The 17,898-nt window shown below is 73.2% G+C and carries 15 protein-coding genes; 6 read left to right on the top strand and 9 right to left on the bottom strand.

Annotated elements, in window-relative coordinates:
- Nucleotides 1-199 precede the first annotated feature (199 nt).
- The 4 genes from TR49_RS30450 to hrcA all read right to left on the bottom strand — a co-directional run bounded on the left by TR49_RS30450 (nucleotide 200) and on the right by hrcA (nucleotide 6,656).
- The gene (locus TR49_RS30450; protein ID WP_042387250.1) at nucleotides 200-3,424 is read right to left on the bottom strand and encodes a S41 family peptidase; all 3,225 of its coding nucleotides are present in this window, start codon (nucleotides 3,422-3,424) and stop codon (nucleotides 200-202) included.
- Between the two features lie 67 nt (nucleotides 3,425-3,491).
- The gene (locus TR49_RS30445; RefSeq protein ID WP_042387249.1) at nucleotides 3,492-4,241 is read right to left on the bottom strand and encodes a 16S rRNA (uracil(1498)-N(3))-methyltransferase; all 750 of its coding nucleotides are present in this window, start codon (nucleotides 4,239-4,241) and stop codon (nucleotides 3,492-3,494) included.
- A 145-nt stretch (nucleotides 4,242-4,386) separates the two neighbouring features.
- Nucleotides 4,387-5,529 (bottom strand): molecular chaperone DnaJ, encoded by a 1,143-nt coding sequence (gene dnaJ, locus TR49_RS30440; protein ID WP_042367929.1) that lies wholly within the window; start codon nucleotides 5,527-5,529, stop codon nucleotides 4,387-4,389.
- Between the two features lie 95 nt (nucleotides 5,530-5,624).
- Nucleotides 5,625-6,656 carry a heat-inducible transcriptional repressor HrcA gene (hrcA, locus tag TR49_RS30435; protein ID WP_042387247.1) on the bottom strand — a complete coding sequence of 344 codons (1,032 nt, stop codon included), beginning with the start codon at nucleotides 6,654-6,656 and terminating at the stop codon, nucleotides 5,625-5,627.
- A 202-nt stretch (nucleotides 6,657-6,858) separates the two neighbouring features.
- Here hrcA and htpX point away from each other — a divergent pair, with 202 nt between their 5' ends.
- Entirely contained in the window at nucleotides 6,859-7,779 is a 921-nt protein-coding gene (htpX, locus tag TR49_RS30430) for a zinc metalloprotease HtpX (RefSeq protein WP_042387246.1), read from the top strand.
- Nucleotides 7,780-7,841: 62 nt separating this feature from the next.
- The gene (gene pspAB / locus TR49_RS30425; RefSeq protein ID WP_042387245.1) at nucleotides 7,842-8,423 is read left to right on the top strand and encodes a PspA-associated protein PspAB; all 582 of its coding nucleotides are present in this window, start codon (nucleotides 7,842-7,844) and stop codon (nucleotides 8,421-8,423) included.
- 114 nt (nucleotides 8,424-8,537) lie between these two features.
- Here pspAB and TR49_RS30420 read toward each other — a convergent pair whose 3' ends face one another.
- A complete protein-coding gene (locus tag TR49_RS30420) occupies nucleotides 8,538-9,218 on the bottom strand; it encodes a maleylpyruvate isomerase family mycothiol-dependent enzyme (RefSeq protein ID WP_084725605.1) in 681 nt (226 codons plus the stop codon).
- A gap of 88 nt (nucleotides 9,219-9,306) precedes the next feature.
- A complete protein-coding gene (locus tag TR49_RS30415; protein WP_052434762.1) occupies nucleotides 9,307-10,266 on the bottom strand; it encodes an RNA polymerase subunit sigma-70 in 960 nt (319 codons plus the stop codon).
- A gap of 76 nt (nucleotides 10,267-10,342) precedes the next feature.
- Between TR49_RS30415 and TR49_RS30410 the strand changes: the two genes are divergently transcribed.
- The gene (locus TR49_RS30410) at nucleotides 10,343-11,173 is read left to right on the top strand and encodes a DUF3097 domain-containing protein (protein ID WP_042387243.1); all 831 of its coding nucleotides are present in this window, start codon (nucleotides 10,343-10,345) and stop codon (nucleotides 11,171-11,173) included.
- Nucleotides 11,174-11,185: 12 nt separating this feature from the next.
- On the opposite strand, the gene TR49_RS41850 is transcribed toward TR49_RS30410, so the two are convergent.
- Entirely contained in the window at nucleotides 11,186-13,720 is a 2,535-nt protein-coding gene (locus TR49_RS41850; protein WP_084725604.1) for a pectinesterase family protein, read from the bottom strand.
- Nucleotides 13,721-13,973: 253 nt separating this feature from the next.
- Here TR49_RS41850 and TR49_RS30395 point away from each other — a divergent pair, with 253 nt between their 5' ends.
- From TR49_RS30395 to TR49_RS30385, 3 genes are all read left to right on the top strand, one after another.
- Nucleotides 13,974-14,429, top strand: coding sequence for a hypothetical protein (locus TR49_RS30395; RefSeq protein ID WP_042387241.1), 456 nt, complete (start codon nucleotides 13,974-13,976; stop codon nucleotides 14,427-14,429).
- A gap of 80 nt (nucleotides 14,430-14,509) precedes the next feature.
- Nucleotides 14,510-15,775, top strand: coding sequence for a sensor histidine kinase (locus TR49_RS30390; RefSeq protein WP_042387239.1), 1,266 nt, complete (start codon nucleotides 14,510-14,512; stop codon nucleotides 15,773-15,775).
- Nucleotides 15,772-16,470, top strand: a complete 699-nt coding sequence (locus TR49_RS30385) for a response regulator transcription factor (protein WP_042387238.1) — start codon at nucleotides 15,772-15,774, stop codon at nucleotides 16,468-16,470. The genes TR49_RS30390 and TR49_RS30385 overlap by 4 nt, the downstream gene beginning before the upstream one ends.
- On the opposite strand, the gene TR49_RS30380 is transcribed toward TR49_RS30385, so the two are convergent.
- Complete coding sequence (locus tag TR49_RS30380; protein WP_042387237.1) at nucleotides 16,464-17,303, bottom strand: hypothetical protein; 840 nt, start codon at nucleotides 17,301-17,303, stop codon at nucleotides 16,464-16,466. The two genes, TR49_RS30385 and TR49_RS30380, sit on opposite strands and share 7 nt — an antisense overlap.
- Nucleotides 17,300-17,857, bottom strand: coding sequence for a SigE family RNA polymerase sigma factor (locus tag TR49_RS30375; protein ID WP_042387236.1), 558 nt, complete (start codon nucleotides 17,855-17,857; stop codon nucleotides 17,300-17,302). The genes TR49_RS30380 and TR49_RS30375 overlap by 4 nt, the downstream gene beginning before the upstream one ends.
- Nucleotides 17,858-17,898 lie beyond the last annotated feature (41 nt).

Below are 17,898 nucleotides of genomic sequence, written 5' to 3'. Positions count from 1 at the left end.
CTCCGCGTGGGCGCGACGACCTCGCCCGATGACGAAGTTGCAGCTCCCAGGGGCGCGGGGCTGTGCCCGATGTGCGGCTCCGCCGCGTGGGCGCGAGCAACCACCCTGTGCGAATGGCCCTGCGCGCGCGGCGACTCACCACACTGGGTGGGTTGTCGTGCACGCAGTTGATCGAGCAGAGCCCCGCGCCCCCGGATGGTCACAGCTCCGGGATGGACGGCGGGTTCGCGGCCGGGTGGGATTCGAGCGCGGTGAGCGCGAGGCGGATGGCCTCGTCGAGTTGGGGGTCGCGGCCCGCCGCTGCTGCGTGCGGGGGGCAGACGACCTCGACGTCCGGGTCGACGCCGTGGTTCTCGAGGCCGAAGCCGTAGCCCTCCATCCAGGTCGCGTAACGCGGTTGGGTGACCGCGGTGCCGTCGACCAGGTGGTAGCGCATGTCGATGCCGACCACCCCGCCCCAGCTGCGGACCCCGACCACCGGGCCGAGGCGCAGCGCCTGGAACGCCGCGCCGACGATGTCGCCGTCGGAGCCCGCGAACTCGTCCGTCACGGCGACCAGCGGGCCGCGCGGGGCGTCCGAGGGGTAGGTGACCGCGACGCTGTCGCGGGGCATGTCCCAGCCGATGACGCGGCGGTTCAGCTTCTCGATGACCAGCTGCGAGGTGTGCCCGCCGCGGTTCTCGCGGACGTCCACGACCAGGCCCTCGTTGCGGATCTCGGTCCGCAGATCGCGGTGGAGTTGGGCCCAGCCGTTGCTGACCATGTCCGGCACGTGCAGGTATCCGAGGCGGCCGCCGGACGCGGTGTGGACGTGGGCGCGACGGCCGGCGACCCAGACGTGGTAGCGCAGGGACGCCTCGTCGGCCAGCGGCACCACGACGACGGTGCGCTGCGCTCCGCCGTCCGCCGGGGCGACCGTCAGCTCGACCGGCTTGCCGGCCGTTCCGACGAGCAGCGGTGCGGGCCCGGTGAGGGTGTCGACGGGGCGGCCGTCCACGGCCAGCAGCGCGTCGCCGGTACGGACCGCCACGCCGGGCGCGGCCAGCGGCGAGCGCGCCTGCGGGTCGGAGGACTCGCCGGGCAGCACGCTCGTCACCCGCCACACGCCCTGGTCGTCCCGGGCGAGGTCCGCGCCGAGGAAGCCGAGGCCGCGCGAGGCGCCGTGGCCGGACGCGGGCGGGGTGACGTAGGCGTGCGAGGTGCCGGGCTCGCCCTGGAGCTCCCAGAGCAGGTCGACGAGGTCGCCGTGGCTGCCCAGGCGCTCGACGAGCGGCCGGTAGCGGGCCTGGACCGCGTCCCAGTCGATGCCGCCCAGGTCGGGTCGCCAGAAGTTGTCGCGCATCAGGCGGGCGGTCTCGTCGAACATCTGCCGCCACTCGGCGGCCGGTTCGACGGTGACCCGGATCCGGGACAGGTCCACCTCGACGCGGGTGTCGTCCTTGTCGTCCTTCTCGACGCGGCTGTCGGCGGGCAGCACGGTCAGCGACTCGCCGTCGTGGACCACGACCCGGCCGCCGTCGCCGGAGACCGCGTACCCGTCGAGCGCGTCGACGAGCACCGTCAGGCGACGGGCGGTCAGGTCGTAGTACTCCAGGGCGCTGCGCTCGGGTGCGGTCTCCGGGGTGGCGCGGCCGTGGCCGAGGTTGCCGACCAGCGGGTGGTGCAGCCAGGCGACGCCGCCCTTGACGGCGTGCAGGTGGCCGTAGCGGCCGGCGGGGACGGGGAAGGCCAGCACCCGGGCGCCGAGGCCGTCGGCGTCGACGTCCGTCGTCAGGGTCCCCGGGGCCGCGTCCGCAGCCGGCTCGCCGTCGGCGGACCCGCCGACGGAACGGCCCTGCGCCAGCGGCCCGAAGGGCGAGAGGCTCTCGGCGTCGAGGGTGAGCAGGTACGGACGGGAGGCGGCGGGGAACGACAGGTCGAACGCGTGCTCGTCGTAGACCGGGTCGAAGTCGCGCGCGGAGAGGAAGGCGAGGTGGCGGCCGTCCGCGGTGAACGCGGGCGACCAGTCGCGGAACCGCGCCGGGGTCGCCTCGACGACCTCGCCGGTGTCGACGCGGGCGAGCCGGATCTGAGTGATCGTCTCCTCCACGCTGAGCGAGTGCGACCAGGCGAGCCAGCCCGAGTCGGGCGAGAAGGCCAGGCCGGACGCCTGGGCGTGCTCGCTGCGGTCCAGCTCACGCAGCCCGGCCTCGCCCTCGGGGTCGCCGGTCGCGATGAGCAGGATCCGGCCCTGCCGGTCGGCGACCGCGAGCAGCCGCCCGTCGGGCGAGGCCGCCAGCTCCTCGACGCGTCCGAGGCGGCCGGCCAGCACGCGGCGGCCGTCGGAGAACTCCAGGGCGTCGTCACCCTCGGCGTCCGTCACCCATGCCGAGGCGCCGTCCGGCAGCGCGACCGGCAGGCGGTGCCGCACGCCGGGCTTCGCCGCCAACTCCCGCACCGGCCCGTCACGGTGGGTGACCCGGTGCAGGGTGCCGCGCACCTCGACGACGCTGGACCGTCCGTCGCCGTCCACGGCGACCGCGCCGAGGTGGGCCCCGGCCTCGACCGGATACGGCTGCCGCCGGCTGCGCGGCCCGCCGAGGCGGATCTCCAGCCGACGCGGCGAGGCGCCCTCGGCGAGCGAGTCCAGCAGCCACAGGTCGCCGCCCGCGTGGTAGACGACGCGCTCGCCGTCGGTCGCGGCGTTGCGGGCGTAGAAGTCGTGCCGGCCGTGGGCGCGCAGGTCGGAGCCGTCCGGCAGGCTGGACCACAGGCGGCCGACGCCGTCGTGGTCGGAGAGGAAAGCGACCCGCTCGCCCACCCACAGCGGCGATTCGAGGTTCCCGTCCAGAGCGGCGTGGAGGCGGGTGAACTCACCGCCTTCGGCGCCGATCCAGAGCTTGCCGGCGCGGCCGCCGCGATAGCGCTTCCAGTGCGCGGCCTCCCGCGCGCCGGAGGAGCTGAGCAGCACACCGTCCCCGTCCGGCTGCCGTGCGAGGCCGCCGAGCCGCCCGAACGGCAGCGTCCGCGCGGGGCCGCCGTCCAGTGGCACCGCGTGCGCCCACACCTGTGCCCGGGACCGCCTGCCCTGGGCGCTCGCGGCGACGACCTCGCCGTCCGCGGTCCAGCCGAGCACCACGGTGTTCGGGTTCCCCCAGTACGTCAGTCGCCGCGCGGGCCCGCCGTCGACCGGCGCGACGTGCACCTCGGGAGCACCGTCCCGCGTCGACGCCCACGCCAGCATCGTCCCGTCCGGCGAGAACCGGACGCCGGCCACCGGCACATGGTCGGCACTCACCCGCCAGGCCCGCCCGCCGACGACGGGGGCGACCCACACGTCGTCCTCGGCGACGAAGGCGACCAGGTCGCCGTGGATGTCGGGATGCCGGAGGTAGCCGTCGGTGCGCGGTGTCTGCTGCTGAGTGTGCGTCTGCGTCTCTGTCACGCGCGCACGCTATCGAGCGGGCCTCCGAGATTCGAGATGTTTTTCCGTGGTCGAACCAGGGCAGGCCTCAGCCCCAGCGGCCGCTGCGGCCGAGCAGCAGCGAGGCGGCCGCGACGCCCGCGGTCGAGGTGCGCAGCACGGACGGTCCGAGCAGGTACGCGCCGGCGCCGGCCGTGGTGAACGCGTCCATCTCGTCCGGGGAGACGCCGCCCTCGGGGCCGACGACCAGGACGACGGAGCCGGACGACGGCAGGTCCGCGGAGGCGAGGCGGGCCGCGCCCTCCTCGTGCAGGACCCCCGCGAGGGTGGCCGAGGCCAGCAGGGTGCCGACCTGACGGCTACTCATCGGCGGGTGCACCACGGGGAGGCGCAGCCGCCGCGACTGCTTCCCCGACTCGCGCGCTGTCGCGCGCCACTTCGCGAGGGCCTTCTCGCCGCGCTCGCCCTTCCACTGCGTGATGCAGCGGGACGCCTGCCAGGGCACGATCTCGTCCACCCCGACCTCGGTCATCAGCTCCACGGCGAGCTCCCCGCGGTCCCCCTTGGGCAGCGCCTGCACCACGACGATCCGCAGGTCCGGCTCCGGCTCGGAGAGGAGTTCGGCAACGGTGACGTCGAGGATGTCCTTGCCCTCGACCGCGGCGACGGTCCCGCGCAGCCCGGCGCCCTCGCCGTCGGTGAGCACGACCTCCTCGCCGGGGTTCAGCCGCTTCACGGAGACGGCATGCCGCCCTTCCGCACCGTCGAGCCGCACCGTCCCGCCGACCCGCGCGTTCGAGAGACGGTCAGCGGGGATGAGAAAGACGGGTGCGGTCACGGTGTGCGCTCAGCTTTCGGAAGGAGACAACCCAGGGGCGCGGGGAACTGCGCGAGAACCACCCTATGCGGATGGCCTTGCGCGTTCGGCGACCAACCACCTCAGTGGCTTGTCGCGCAGTTCCTCGCGCCCCTGGATAGTGCGACTACCGCCCGTTGAACGCGTCCTTCAGACGCGAGAAGAGCCCCTGCTGGCCCGGCGCGAACTGCCCGGACGGCCGCTCCTCGCCGCGCAGCTTCGCCAGCTGGCGCAGCAGGTTCTCCTGCTCCGCGTCCAGCTTGCTCGGGGTGAGGACCTCGACGTGGACGATCAGGTCGCCGCGGCCGCCGCCGCGCAGGTGCGTGATGCCGCGCCCGTGCAGCGGGATGGACTGGCCGGACTGCGTGCCGGGACGGATGTCGATCTCCGCCGCGCCGTCCAGCGTCTCCAGCGGGACCTTCGTGCCGAGCGACGCCGCCGTCATCGGCAGGGTGACCGTGCAGTGCAGGTCGTCTCCGCGCCGCTGGAAGATCTTGTGCGGGTTCTCGGAGATCTCGACGTACAGGTCGCCGGGCTGGCCGCCGCCGGGGCCGATCTCGCCCTCGCCGGCCAGTTGGATCCGGGTGCCGGTGTCGACACCCGCCGGGATCTTGACCGTCAGCGTCCGACGGGCGCGCACGCGCCCGTCGCCCGCGCACTCGGGGCAGGGGGTCGGCACGACGGTGCCGAAGCCCTGGCACTGGGGGCAGGGGCGCGAGGTCATGACCTGACCCAGGAAGGACCGGGTGACCTGCGAGATCTCACCGCGGCCGCGACACATGTCGCAGGTCTGCGCCGAGGTGCCGGGGGCCGCGCCCTCGCCGTTGCAGGTGTTGCAACGGACGGCGGTGTCGACCTGGATCTCCTTGGTCGTGCCGAAGGCCGCCTCCTCCAGATCGATGTCGATCCGGATCATGGCGTCCTGGCCGCGCCGGGTCCGCGAACGCGGGCCCCGCTGGCCGCCGGCCGCGCCGAAGAACGCGTCCATGATGTCGCTGAAGCCGAAACCCGCGCCCTGGCCGAAGCCGCCCGCGCCGGCACCCGTGCCGGACGCGGAGAGCGGGTCGCCGCCGAGGTCGTAGACCTGCCGCTTGTTCGGGTCGGAGAGGACCTCGTACGCGGCGTTGATCTCCTTGAACCGCTCCTGCGTCTTCGGGTCCGGGTTGACGTCAGGGTGCAGCTCGCGCGCCAGACGGCGGAAAGCCTTCTTGATCTCGTCCTGACTCGCGTCCCGTCGGACGCCGAGTACCGCGTAGTAGTCCGTGGCCACCAAAATGCTCCGCTAGTTCCGTCTGAGGCTCGTGCCGGTCGTCGGGCCGTTGTCGTCGGTCCCTGCTGGGTCGCTCGTCGCGTCGTCGCTGCCGCCTAGGACGCCGCCAGGATCTGGCCGACATACCGGGCAACCGCCCGGACGGCGGCCATGGTTCCCGGATAGTCCATGCGAGTCGGGCCGACCACGCCGAGTTTGGCGACGGTCTCGTCGCCCGAACCGTAGCCCACCGAGACGACGGAGGTGGAATTGAGGCCCTCGTAGGCGTTCTCGTGACCGATTCTGACCATCACGCCCGGATCCGCGGTCTCACCCAGCAGCCGAAGCAGGACGACCTGCTCCTCCAGCGCCTCCAGCACGGGGGCGATGGTGAGCGGGAAGTCGTGCGGGAACCGGGTCAGGTTGGCGGTGCCGCCGAGGACGACGCGCTCCTCGGTCTGCTCCACCAGCGCCTCGAACAAAGTGGACAGCACCGTCGACACGGCGGGGCGGTCCGCAGGTGTGAAACTTTCGGGGAGATCCTGGAGCAGCCGCGGCACCTCGGCGAACCGCCGGCCGCCCGCGCCCGCGTTGAGACGGGTGCGCAGGTCCTGGAGCATCGCCTCGCCGACCGGCTGCGGGCAGTCCACCAGGCGCTGCTCGACCCGGCCGGTGTCGGTGATCAGCACCAGCATGACCCGGCTCGGACTCAGCGCGACCAGTTCGACGTGCCGCACCGTGGACCGGGTCAGCGACGGGTACTGGACCACCGCGACCTGACGCGTCAGCTGCGCGAGCAGCCGGACCGTACGGGCCACCACGTCGTCGAGGTCGACGGCGTGGTCCAGGAAGCTGGTGATCGCCCGGCGCTCCGCGACCGACAGCGGCTTGACCTCCGTCAACCGGTCCACGAAGAGGCGGTAGCCCTTGTCCGTGGGCACCCGGCCGGCACTGGTGTGCGGCTGGTGGATGAACCCCTCGTCCTCGAGCACGGCCATGTCGTTGCGGACCGTCGCCGAGGAGACGCCCAGGTTGTGGCGTTCGACCAGGGCCTTGGAGCCGACCGGCTCCTCCGTGCCCACATAGTCCTGCACGATGGCGCGAAGCACCGCGAGCTTGCGCTCGTCGAGCTGACGCTCCTCACGCACGGGCACGCACCTCCAGCCGGACCTTGATCCCGTCCCTACCTCGGCTCTGGCACTCTGGACATTCGAGTGCCAGCCTCCGTCAGCTGTCAGTGTAAAGCGCGACGGTCCGCGACCGGAACGTCTGGACCTCGTCAGACGTACCACATACCGAAGGCGGCACGGCAGAATTGCGATCGGCAGTTCACCGCCCAGGAGGGACCTCATGTCCAGGACTCGTTTCGCTCCGGACCGCGGGCTGACCACGCGCATGCTGATCACGATGTTCCTGATCGGCCTCCTGTTCGTGGCCTTCGTCGGCCTGCTGCTGGTGCTGCTGCGCGGCGCATGGCCGATCGTGGTGATCGTCGCCGGTGGGCTCTTCATCGCCCAGTTCTGGTTCAGCGACAAGATCGCCGCGTTCAGCATGGGCGCCCGTGAGGTCTCCCCGCAGGAATACCCCGAGCTGCACGGCACCATCGACCGCCTCTGCGCGCTGGCCGACATGGAGAAGCCGCGGGTCGCCGTGGCCGACACCGACATGCCGAACGCCTTCGCCACCGGCCGCAACGAGAAGAACGCCGTGGTGTGCGTCACCACGGGCCTGCTGCGCCGGCTGGAGCCGGAGGAGCTGGAGGGCGTGCTCGCCCACGAGCTCTCGCACGTCGCGCACCGCGACGTCATGGTGATGACCATCGCCGGCTTCCTCGGCGTGCTGGCGGGCATCATCACCCGCGTCGGCATCCAGTTCGGCATGTTCGGCGGCTTCAACGACCGCGACAACCGCGACAACGACAACGCGGCGGTCGCGGCTCTGGTCGTCATCGCGGTCAGCGCCGTCGTCTACGCGATCAGCTTCCTGCTCACCCGGCTTCTGTCGCGCTACCGCGAGCTGTCCGCGGACCGCTCGGCCGCGCTGCTGACCGGCCGCCCCTCGGCGCTGGCCTCGGCGCTGACCAAGGTGACCGGCGACATCGCCGCGATCCCGACCAAGGACCTGCGCCAGGCGCAGCCGTACAACGCCTTCTACTTCGCCCCGGCCCTGTCGGCCCGCGAGGTCGCGGCGAACGCCTTCTCCACCCACCCGTCGCTGGAGCAGCGGCTGGAGCAGCTGGGCAAGATCTCCGCCGAGCTCGGCAAGAGCTGAGCGATGCGCTAGAACAGCAGCAGAAGAAGCAGCGCCGCAAGGCCGAGAGGACAGACGTAGCGATGGGTTTCCTGGACGCCCTGCTGGGCCGCACCAAGCCGGTCAAGCCCGATCTCGACCAACTGTTCGGCCTCCCCTCGGCCGCGATCACCCTGGAGGCCGCGGCCGGGTTCAAGCCGACCGGCGTCGGCTCCGTCTGCTTCGCCGCGGCCGAGGGCGGCGCCTTCGCCCAGGTCCAACAGGACATCCAGGCCCTGCTGGACGCGGACACCAACCGCGGCGGCGAGCCGATCGAGGTGACCCAGCGGGACTCCTACGGCTACAGCTGGATCACCGCCCGCCAGTCGCCCGACGACATCGTCTCCCTGGTCAACGACGTCCACGCGGTCAACTCGGGCCTGGAGTCCCAGGGCTTCGGCCCCCAGCTGCTGTGCACGCTGGTCAACTTCACCGACGCCCAGCGCCGCCGCCTGGCCCTGGTCTACCTCTACAAGCGCGGCAGCTTCTACCCCTTCGCCCCCCTCCCGGGCGAGAAGCGGGACAACCCCCTCGAGCTCCAGATCAAGGCGATGCTCGCCAACGACCTCCGCATCGAGCAGGACCTCAACCGCTGGTTCCCCGTGTGGGGCGCGCCGGGGCTGTAGCCCCCGTCCGCCCGACGATGAGGTGCTGGAACAGCAGGGCTCTGGCGGCGGTCGAGCTGGTGTCACCGAAGAACCCGGAGAACGACTGGACCGGCAAGCCGCGCGACTACCCGGTCATGGGCTGACGGCAGGGAGCGGGCTGCGGCCGGTGACGGTCAGCAGGATGTCCTTGGCCGGGAGCTCCACCACGTGCGCTCCCGTGCCGATGGCGACCTCGGCGTCGGTGGCGCGGAGCGTGAAGCCGGTGAGGTCGACGCCGAAATAGGCCAGTGAGCGTGCGTCGGTGTCGGTGTCGGCGAGGACGAGGGCGACGCGGTCCGGCGGGGCAGCCGGGAGGCCGAGCGGTTCGGTGATGTCGAGGCCGTGGATCACGTCGTGGCTCAGCGCCCCCGCCTGGCCGCCGCGCGGGGGCCGCCAGGGGTCGCGGATGTTGTCGCGCAGGGAGCGCAGCAGCTCGTCCGCGGACATGCGGGAGGCGTCCCGGCGGGCGGCCGTGTCGGAGTAGCGGTTGAAGGAGAAGCCCGCCGCCGCCAAGCCTGCGAAGAAGCGCAGCGGCCTGGTCCGGAACGGGAACGTGATGTGCGCGACGACCTCGCGCACCCGCCAGCCCGCACACAGCGACGGTGCGTCCCACTGCGCGGGGGTGAGCTCGGCGAGGAGCGCGGCGAGGCGCTCGCGCTCGGCGTAGGTCTGGGCCTTGAGATACGTCTGGGCCTTGAGATACGTCTGGGCCTTCAGATGCGTCTGGGCCTTCAGATACGTCGGGGCTTTCCGGTCAGTCTGCCGACTGGTCATGGTCGTACCTTCGCTTCCCGAAAACGGCCTTCTGTCACTCCTGGTACGACGGGGAGGCCGGGAATTCATCGCTCTCCGCAGAACCGGTTCACGGATGCGGCGGCAGGCCGAACTCGGCGAAGCGCTCGCCCGCGCCGAGGTAGGTGACGATCTCGCTGATCCGGCCGCCCCGCACCTCCAGCACGAGCAGTGCGAACGGCCGCAGCACCCCGTCCGCGTCCGGCCGGTACTGGCCGATGGTCGGGCTGCCGTTGGCGGGGGCGCCCGGCAGCATGCGGTCGTCGGCGCAGTACTCCGCGCCCGCCTCGACGGCCACCCCGATGGCAGCCGGACCGTGCAGCCACCACAGGAACGGCGGCATGCCGGAGCGCACGTCGTCGGCGAGCAGGCCGATCAGGCGGTCCACGTCGTGGGACTCGAAGGCGTCCACGTAGTCGCGCAGCAGCCGCTGCTGCTCGGCGTCGTCCGGGGCCGTGGCGTCGGCGGGCGGGGGCCGGTGCTCCTCGAGGGTGGCGCGGGCGCGCTGGAGCGCGCTGTTGGCGGCGGCGGTGGTGCAGTCGAGGATCTGGGCGGTCTCGGCCGCGCTGAAGCCCAGCACGTCGCGCAGCACCAGGGCCGCCCGCTGCCGGGGCGGGAGCCACTGCAGCGCGGCGACGAAGGCCAGCCGCACCGACTCGCGGCGCACGGCGAGCTCGGCCGGGTCGGCGACGTGCGGCAGGCGCGAGTCCGCCAGCGGCTCGACCCACTGCGCGTCGGGCAGCGGCGCGCCCAGCTCGCCGCTGGTCGAGGCCGGGCCCAGATCCCACGGCAGCGCCCGGCGGCGCGCGCTGCGCAGCAGGTCGAGGCAGACGTTGGTGGCGATGCTGTGCACCCAGGTGGACAGGCTCGCCCGGCTCGCGTCGTGGCGGTGCAGGTTGCGGTGGGCGCGCAGCAGCGTCTCCTGCACGGCGTCGTCGACCTCGCCGGCGGCGCCGAGCATCCGGTAGCAGTAACCCGTGAGCGGACCCCGGAGGGGTTCGAGCGTCGTCTCGCCATACGGTGCGGCCACCCGCCCATGATGGCCAATCAACCCGCGCGCCGCCGTCCCCCACGCCCACCGGCCCCGCCTCTGCGATGATCGGCGGGTGAGCCGATATGACGCGCTGGACCTGACGCCGCCGTGGAAGCGACCCTCCGCCGTGCCGGAGGTGCCCGCGGAGCGGGACCTGGTGGTGGAGGAGGCCACGACGGGCTTCTGCGGCGCGGTGGTGCGCTGCGAGAAGACCGCCGAGGGGTTCACCGTCACCCTCGAGGACCGGCACGGCAAGCTCCGGGTCTTCCCGATGACGCCGCGTGGGTTCCTGGTGGACGGCAGGCCGGTGACGCTGGTGCGCCCACAGCCGGGCGCGGCCGTGAAGCCGCAGGGCCCGGCGCGGACGGCGTCCGGGTCGATCGCCGTGCAGGGCGTGAAGGCGCGCGTCGCGCTGCCGAGCCGGATCTACGTCGAGGGGCGGCACGACGCCGAGCTGGTCGAGCGGGTCTGGGGCGACGACCTGCGGATCGAGGGCGTCGTGGTCGAGTACCTGGAGGGCGTCGACGATCTCCCGGCGATCGTCGCGGAGTTCGCCCCGGAGCCGGGTCGGCGGCTGGGCGTGCTGGTGGACCACCTGGTGCCGGGCAGCAAGGAGGCGCGGATCGCGGCACAGGTCACCGGCGCACACGTGCTCGTGGTCGGGCACCCGTTCATCGACATCTGGGCCGCCGTGAAGCCCGCCTCCGTCGGGGTCGCCGCCTGGCCGGAGGTGCCGCGCGGGGAGGACTGGAAGAAGGGCGTCTGCGCCCGGCTGGGGTGGCCGCTGGACACCCCGGCGGCGTGGAAGCGCATCCTCGGCTCGGTCCGCTCCTACAAGGACCTCGACCCGGCCCTGCTCGGCCGGGTCGAGGAACTGATCGACTTCGTCACGCAGCCGGACTGAAGGACCGCCAGGTCAGAGGGTCGGGAAGGCCGGGAAGGCGCATGACGGCAGCGAACCGGTGCCGCCGACGGCGACGACCCGCACACCCGTCCCGGACGGCTTCAGGTTGTCGTCGTAGGCCGTGATCGCCGCGTAGGAGGCGGTGTTCGCGCCGGTGTCCACGCTGACGTTCGACAGCGCGAGCCCGAGCGGGTGGCCCGCGTCGAGGCCCACGAAGGTGGACCTGGCGCCGGACGGTGAGGCGGTCGCGCGGAAGCCGTCGACGGTGATGCGGGTGAACCAGGGGACGTAGGAGCCGGAGCCGCCCGAGTAGTGGGTGTCGAAGACCATCGGCGCGCGGACGGCGGTGACGCAGGTGTCCAGGTAGCTGACGTCGCTGACCGTGCCGCCGTTGGCGGGCGAGGACTTGATCCGGATACCGCTGCTGCTGCCGCTGACGTTCCCTTCGTCGTCCGTGCCGGTGACCGTGTTGCCGCGGACCAGGACGTTGCTGACGCCGCTGTTGGTCTCGCTGCCGACAGAGATCCCGTGGGTGCCGTAGAAGTGGCTGTTCTCGATCGTGATGTTGCGGCTCGCGGCGCTGCCGCCCTTGATGGCGACGCCGTCGTCGCCGTCCATGACGAAGCTGTCGTTGATCGTCACGTTCGTCGCGCCGGCCGGGTCGATGCCGTCGGTGTTGCGGGCGGTGGCCGGGGTCTTGATCCGGACGCCCCAGGCGGTGAAGCCGGTGCCGCCGTTGTAGACCACGTGGAAGTTGGGCGAGTTGAGCAGGTCCAGGTGGTAGAGGGTGAAGTTGTCAGAGCTGTTGGCCTGGATCAGGCGGGGGTTGTTCTGGTTCTTGCCGGCCTTCTGCGCGGCGGTGGCCAGCCCCCACCAGGTCGTGCTCCCACCGAGGACGGCCTGGTCGCCGCGGCCGTCGATCCGCCCCTGGGCCCCGCTGGCCGCGCGCACCGCCTCGATGCCCGCGTTCGCGCCCGCGACGGTGATCAGCGGCGTGCAGTCGCCGGACGAGGCGGAGAGCGTGCCGCACGTCGGCTTGCCCTTGCCGCTGACCTGGTAGTTCACGGGGTTGCGGGAGCCGAAGAGGGTGACGGTCGGGTCCAGCAGCAGCACCTCGCCGCGGTGGACGGTCAGCGGCCCGCTCAGGAATGCGGTGTGCGAGGCGTCGGCGGCGGCGAGCTTCACCGCGACGGTGCCGGAGCCGGTCTGCGTGCAGGCGTCCAGCGCGCGCTGGATCCGGCCGGTGTCCGGAGGGGTGGTCTCGGCGCCGCTCGACGCGACGCGGTTCGGCATCGCCAGCGTGGCCTGGACGGTGGCGCAGACGGTCGTCGGCACCTTCGGCTCGCTCACCCGGCGGGCGTCGCCGGTGGCGAGGGTCCCGGCGGGTGTGGTGGCGGTCGGGGCGGTCGTGGTCGCGGTGGTCGGAGTGGTCGCGGTCGGGTTCCAGCCGTCGGTGCCCGCGAGGTACGCCTGAGCGGTGTACTGCGCGGCCTGAGCGGCGGTCAGCTGCGGACTGTCGCCGCTGTGAGCGCTCACAGCGGCGCCCGCGCCGGTGTTCGCGTAGGAGCGGAACCGCGCGGACGTCCAGCTGAACCCGCCCATGTCAGTCCAGGGCGCGGCGCTCCTGACCGCCGCCGGGAGCACGGTGTTCCGGACCACCACCTGGGCCACGGCCGAGGCCGTCGGGTGCCAGGGGCGGCCCAGCCAGTAGGTGTCGGCCTTGGCGGTGCTCAGCACCGTGCTGTCGGTGACCAGGAAGCCGTACTTCTTCGAGGCCTCGGTGTTCGCCGCCGTCAGCACGCCGTTCACGCCGCCGGGCCGGGCCCCGTCGTCCAGCGCGTCGAGGGTGTCGTGGTCGAAGACCGCTGTGGCGTTGCCGAACAGGAAGTCCACGTCGCCGCTGACGTAGTCGTCGCGGAAGTACTGGCGGGTCTGCGCGGTGGACTTGGGCGACCAGGCCAGCAGGGTGTCCTGGTGGCCCAGGAAGCGGTCGTCGAGGTACACCTGCCGGTCCCCCTCGGCGGCCAGCGCGACCGCCTGGGTGTTCGCGACGCCGGGCTGCGCCGCCCTGGAGAAGGAGTTGGCGACGGTGAGGTGCGCCACGGTCATGCCGGGCGCGGCGAAGGTCGCGGTCGCGCTGCCGAGGGTGCCGTAGGTCGAACCGCCGGGCTTGGGTGTGCCGGAGGCGTTGCCGAAGGTGATGACCACGTCGGCGGGGTTGCCGGTCGCCCCCGCGAGGGTGAGTCCGGTCTTGCTCGCCGGGACGGTCACCACCTCGTGGTAGGTGCCCTTGGCGATGCGGATCGTGTCGCCCGGCGCGGCGGCGTCCACCGCCGCCTGGACGGTGCGGTACTGCGCGTGGCCGTCGGCGGCGACGGCGAGCGTGCGGTGGGCGGCGGTCGCCGCCGGGGAGGCCGTGCTGGCGCCCGCGAAGAGCGGTACCGCCGCGATGCCGGCCCCGGTCACGGTCAGGGTCGCCGCGGCGGCGAGCCAGCGCCGGGCGAGCGCGGAGCGGCGGTGGGCGGAAGGTCGTCGAGTCTGTGACACCGAGTCAGTCCTGTTGTGTGCTGGCGGAAGAACAGATACGACCCTTGGTGGTCCGGCGCTCCGGAAAGGTTGCCGGGCTCGCGAACTTTTTTGAAGGGCTCAACCAGCCGATCGGTGGAGGCGGATCAGCCGTTCGGTGGGCCGACGGAATCAGCCCCGCACCCCGTGGACCGGTCGATGTGTGCGGCGCCCCGCGTGACGACCCTGGAAGGGAGCCGAAAAGGCCAGGACACGACCCCGGAAGGACCCGGTCATGATCAGCACCAACGCTCCCCGTTCCGCCTCCACCCGGACGATCGGCGACGACGCACTGGCGCACCCGCTCAGCCTCACGGCGTTCCGGACCCTGAAGACCCTCGTCGCCGGATACGCCGGACTGAGCGTGGCGACCCTCAGCGCCGCCTACCTGATGCGCGGTCACAGCGACCTGGTCACCGCGACCGTGTGGGTCCGTGGCGGGATCGTCGCGGTCACCTCGCTGCTGATGCTGTCGTTCGTGGTGCGCAGCGCCCGCGGCAGCCGCCGCGCGTTCCGCCGGCTGCGGATCACCTCGGCGGCGATGGTCGTGGCCATCACCGTCATCGTCTCGCTCCCCGGATTCCTGCCCGTGTGGATGCGGATCGAGCAGGGCCTGTGCGGGGTGCTGCTGGTGGGCGTCGTGGCCATTGCGAACGGCCGGCACCTGCGCGGCGCGTTCGCCGCGGCGTGAGCCGGAGCGGCCGGACCACCGGTACGCGGCGCGCGGCGCCGATAGATTGGCGGCGGCCCGGCAGGAGGAAGGAGGAGGGCATGGAGGATCCCGCGCGGCGGTGGCCGTGGGCGGCGACGGTGATGCCCTACCTCCTCCTCGGCCTACTCGCCCTGGTGACCGTGGCCGACAAGGGCGGCAGCGGCGGCGCCCTCGCCGTCGACCTGGCGCTGTGCGCGCTGGCGGCGGCGTGGATGCTCGCGGTCTTCACGCTCCACCCGCAGTGGCGGGAACGCCCGCGGGTGATGGCGGTCTTCTTCACGGTCCTGATGGCCGTGGTGGCCGTGCTGGTGGTCCGGGACCCGTGGTTCGGCTTCTTCACCCCGGCCTGCTACGTCTACGCGTTCCGGGTGGTCCCGTGGCCCTGGGAGCCCCTCGCGGTGGGCCTCGTCGCGGCGGTCGCGGGCACGGCCCAGGCCTACGGCGTGGACAAGGGCACACCGCTGGGCGCGGCGGAGTACCTCGCCGTGCTTCTCGCCAACATCGCGCCGATGTGCGGCTTCTCCTGGTACGCCCAGCGCGGCAACCGCTACCAGCAGGAGCGGGAGCGCGCGCTCGCCGAGGTCCAGGCGACCAACCGGCGGCTGGAGGCGAGCCTCGCGGAGAACGCCGCCCTGCACGAGCAGCTGCTGGCCGGGGCGCGGGAGGCGGGGGTGCAGGACGAGCGCCGCCGGATGGCGCGCGAGATCCACGACACCCTGGCGCAGGGCTTCACCGGCATCATCGCGCAGCTGCGGGCGGCCGAGCAGGCCGCGGAGGGGCCGAAGGCCGACCCGGTTGTCTGGCGCCGCCATGTCGACCTGGCCGCACGGCTGGCCAAGGAGAGCCTGACCGAGGCGCGCCGCTCCGTGCACGCGCTGAGCCCCGAGCCGCTGCGGACGGCGCGGCTCGGTGACGCGCTGGCGGGCGTGACCGAACGCTGGACCACCCTCCACGGGACGCCGGTCCGGCTCGCCACGACCGGCACCGCGCGGCCGCTCTCCCCCGAGACCGAACTGGCGCTGCTGCGCACCGCGCAGGAGGCGCTGGCCAATGTGGCCAAGCACGCCCGCGCGTCACAGGTGGCGCTGACGCTGTCGTATCTGGAGGCCGAGGTCGCCCTGGACGTGGTCGACGACGGCGAGGGCTTCGACCCCGCCCGCCTGGCCGTCGCCGTGCCGCGTGCGGACGGCGGGTTCGGACTGGTCGGGATGAGGGAACGCATCGAGTCGGTCGCGGGGACGCTGCAGATCGAGTCGGAGCCGGGCTCCGGCACCGGCATCTCGGCGCGCGTGCCGGCGGCCGGACCGACGGAGGTGGAGAGATGAGCGGGGACGCGGGCGCGGGCACCGCGGAGGGCCGGGCGATCAGACTGCTGGTCGCGGACGACCATCCGGTGGTGCGGGACGGCCTGGCCGGGCTCTTCGCCCGCGAGCCGGGCTTCGAGGTGGTCGGCGAGGCCGCCGACGGCGCGGAGGCGGTGCGGCTGGCCGAGGCGCACGGACCGGATGTCGTCCTGATGGATCTGCAGATGCCCGGCACCGACGGCGTCACCGCGATCCGCGAGCTCGTGCGCCGCGGCAGCACGGCCCGGGTACTGGTGCTGACGACGTACGACACCGACGCGCACGTGCTGCCCGCGATCGCGGCGGGGGCGGCGGGCTACCTGCTCAAGGACGCTCCGCGCGACGAGCTCGTGCGCGCGGTCCGCGCGACGGCGCGGGGCGAGTCGGTGCTGGCCTCCTCCGCGGCGGCGCTGCTGATGCGGCGGGTCCGCGCCCCCGCACCGTCAGCCTCCGTACCTCCCCCGGCGGACACCGGGCCGCTGAGCCAGCGGGAGCTGGAGGTCCTGCAGTTGGTCGCCTCCGGCTCCACCAACCGCGAGGCGGCGGGCAAGCTCTTCATCACCGAGGCCACGGTCAAGTCCCACCTGCTCAACATCTACGCCAAACTCGGCGTCTCCGACCGGGCCGCCGCCGTCACCGAGGCGTTCAACCGCGGGCTGCTGCGCCCTCATCAGTGAGGCGTCGGGTAGAAGTTCCCGTAGACGGAGGCCGGTTGGCCGTGGCCGGTGGCCTTCGCGGCGTAGCTGTCCCGGCCGGCGTCGCGGCCGCCCGGGGCGTGGTCGTACTGCCCGGCGAACGCGTACGTCCCCGGGGCGAGCGTCGCGCCGGGCTTGAGGGTCCACTCGTAGAGCAGGAACCCGCCCTGGCGGCTCACCGTGACGTCGAGGTCCTGCGCCGGGACGGTGGACCACTGGCCCGTGGTGGTCACCCCTGCGGTGAGGGCGACGCGGAGGGTCACGTCGAGGGCGGTGACGGTGAACGCGGTCTGCAGCGTCACGTCGCTCTGCGCCCAGGAGTCGCTGCTGCCCGGGTCGACGGAGCCGTCCGACCAGAGGAAACCCTGCTGGACCCGGGTCGGGCCGGGAGACTGCCCCGGCGCGACCGAGGTGGAGCCCGCGGCGGTGCCCGCGGCGGAGGCGGAGGCCGGGCCCGACGGGGTGTGCGGGCCCCCCGCGGCGGCGGACCCCCCGCTCGGGGCAGGGCTTGCCGTGGCCCCGGTTCCGGAGGGGCCGGGAACGGGCGTGGACGGGCGCGTGCTCACCGTGGTCGTCGGCGCGGCCGCAGGCGCAGGGGTGAGGTAGTGGCCGACGGCCGCCCAGGTCCCGGCCACGCTCGTGCCGAGCAGCAGCGCGCACGCCGTCGCCAGACCGGCGACCCGCAGCGGGGTGCGGCGCTTGCGCGCGCGGCGTTCCGGCGCCTGCCCGGCGGCCACGCGCGCCAGGATCGCCTCCCGGTCGGGCCGGTGCCGCGCGGCCTCGGCGCGCAGCGCGTCGCGCAGATCGTCCGTCACCGTTCCTCCCCGACCGTCACGAGCCACCCGTCCGCATCCCCGTCCGGCTTCCCGTCCACCCCGCGCAGCAGCGCGGCCAGTTGCGCGGCACCCCGCGACGTCTGACTCTTCACAGTACCGACGCTGATCCCGAGCGCCTGCGCGGTCTCCTTCTCCGACAGGTCGAAGGCGTACCGCAGCACCACGCAGGCCCGCCGCCGGTACGGCAGCCGCCGCAACGCACCGCGCACGTCCACGACCGCCGGGACGTCCGTACCCCGCGCGGTGTGAGCGCTCTCGTTCCACAGCGCACGCCAACCGCGACGCTCACGCCCCAGCCGCCGGGCGCGGTTGCGGCACAGGTTCGCGAGGACGCCGCGCGCGTAGGCCGCGGGCGAGTCCGCCGCGCTGACGCGGTCCCAGTGGCGCCACACCTCCAGCAGGGCGTCGGCCGCAAGGTCGTCGGCGGCGTCCGGCTCACCGGTCAGCAGGTAGGCGAGCCGCGACAGTTCGGCGTGGTGGCGCTCGAAGAAGGCGTGGTAGGCCTGCTCGGCGGCCGGATTCCAGCCCGTCACCCGCTCCCCTCACGCCGGGCCGTCAGGAAAGCGCGAGCCTA

Origin of the sequence: Streptacidiphilus melanogenes, assembly GCF_000787835.1 — a bacterium.
Classification (GTDB): Bacteria; Actinomycetota; Actinomycetes; order Streptomycetales; family Streptomycetaceae; genus Streptacidiphilus; species Streptacidiphilus melanogenes.
This window is presented reverse-complemented; position numbering and strand designations above follow the sequence as displayed.

Coding starts and splice junctions, on each gene's coding strand:
- pspAB (WP_042387245.1), top strand. CDS start 7,842: ATGGGTTTCCTGGACGCCCTGCTGGGCCGCACCAAGCCGGTCAAGCCC.
- TR49_RS30395 (WP_042387241.1), top strand. CDS start 13,974: ATGATCAGCACCAACGCTCCCCGTTCCGCCTCCACCCGGACGATCGGC.
- TR49_RS30385 (WP_042387238.1), top strand. CDS start 15,772: ATGAGCGGGGACGCGGGCGCGGGCACCGCGGAGGGCCGGGCGATCAGA.
- TR49_RS30390 (WP_042387239.1), top strand. CDS start 14,510: ATGGAGGATCCCGCGCGGCGGTGGCCGTGGGCGGCGACGGTGATGCCC.
- TR49_RS30420 (WP_084725605.1), bottom strand. CDS start 9,218: ATGACCAGTCGGCAGACTGACCGGAAAGCCCCGACGTATCTGAAGGCC.
- htpX (WP_042387246.1), top strand. CDS start 6,859: ATGTCCAGGACTCGTTTCGCTCCGGACCGCGGGCTGACCACGCGCATG.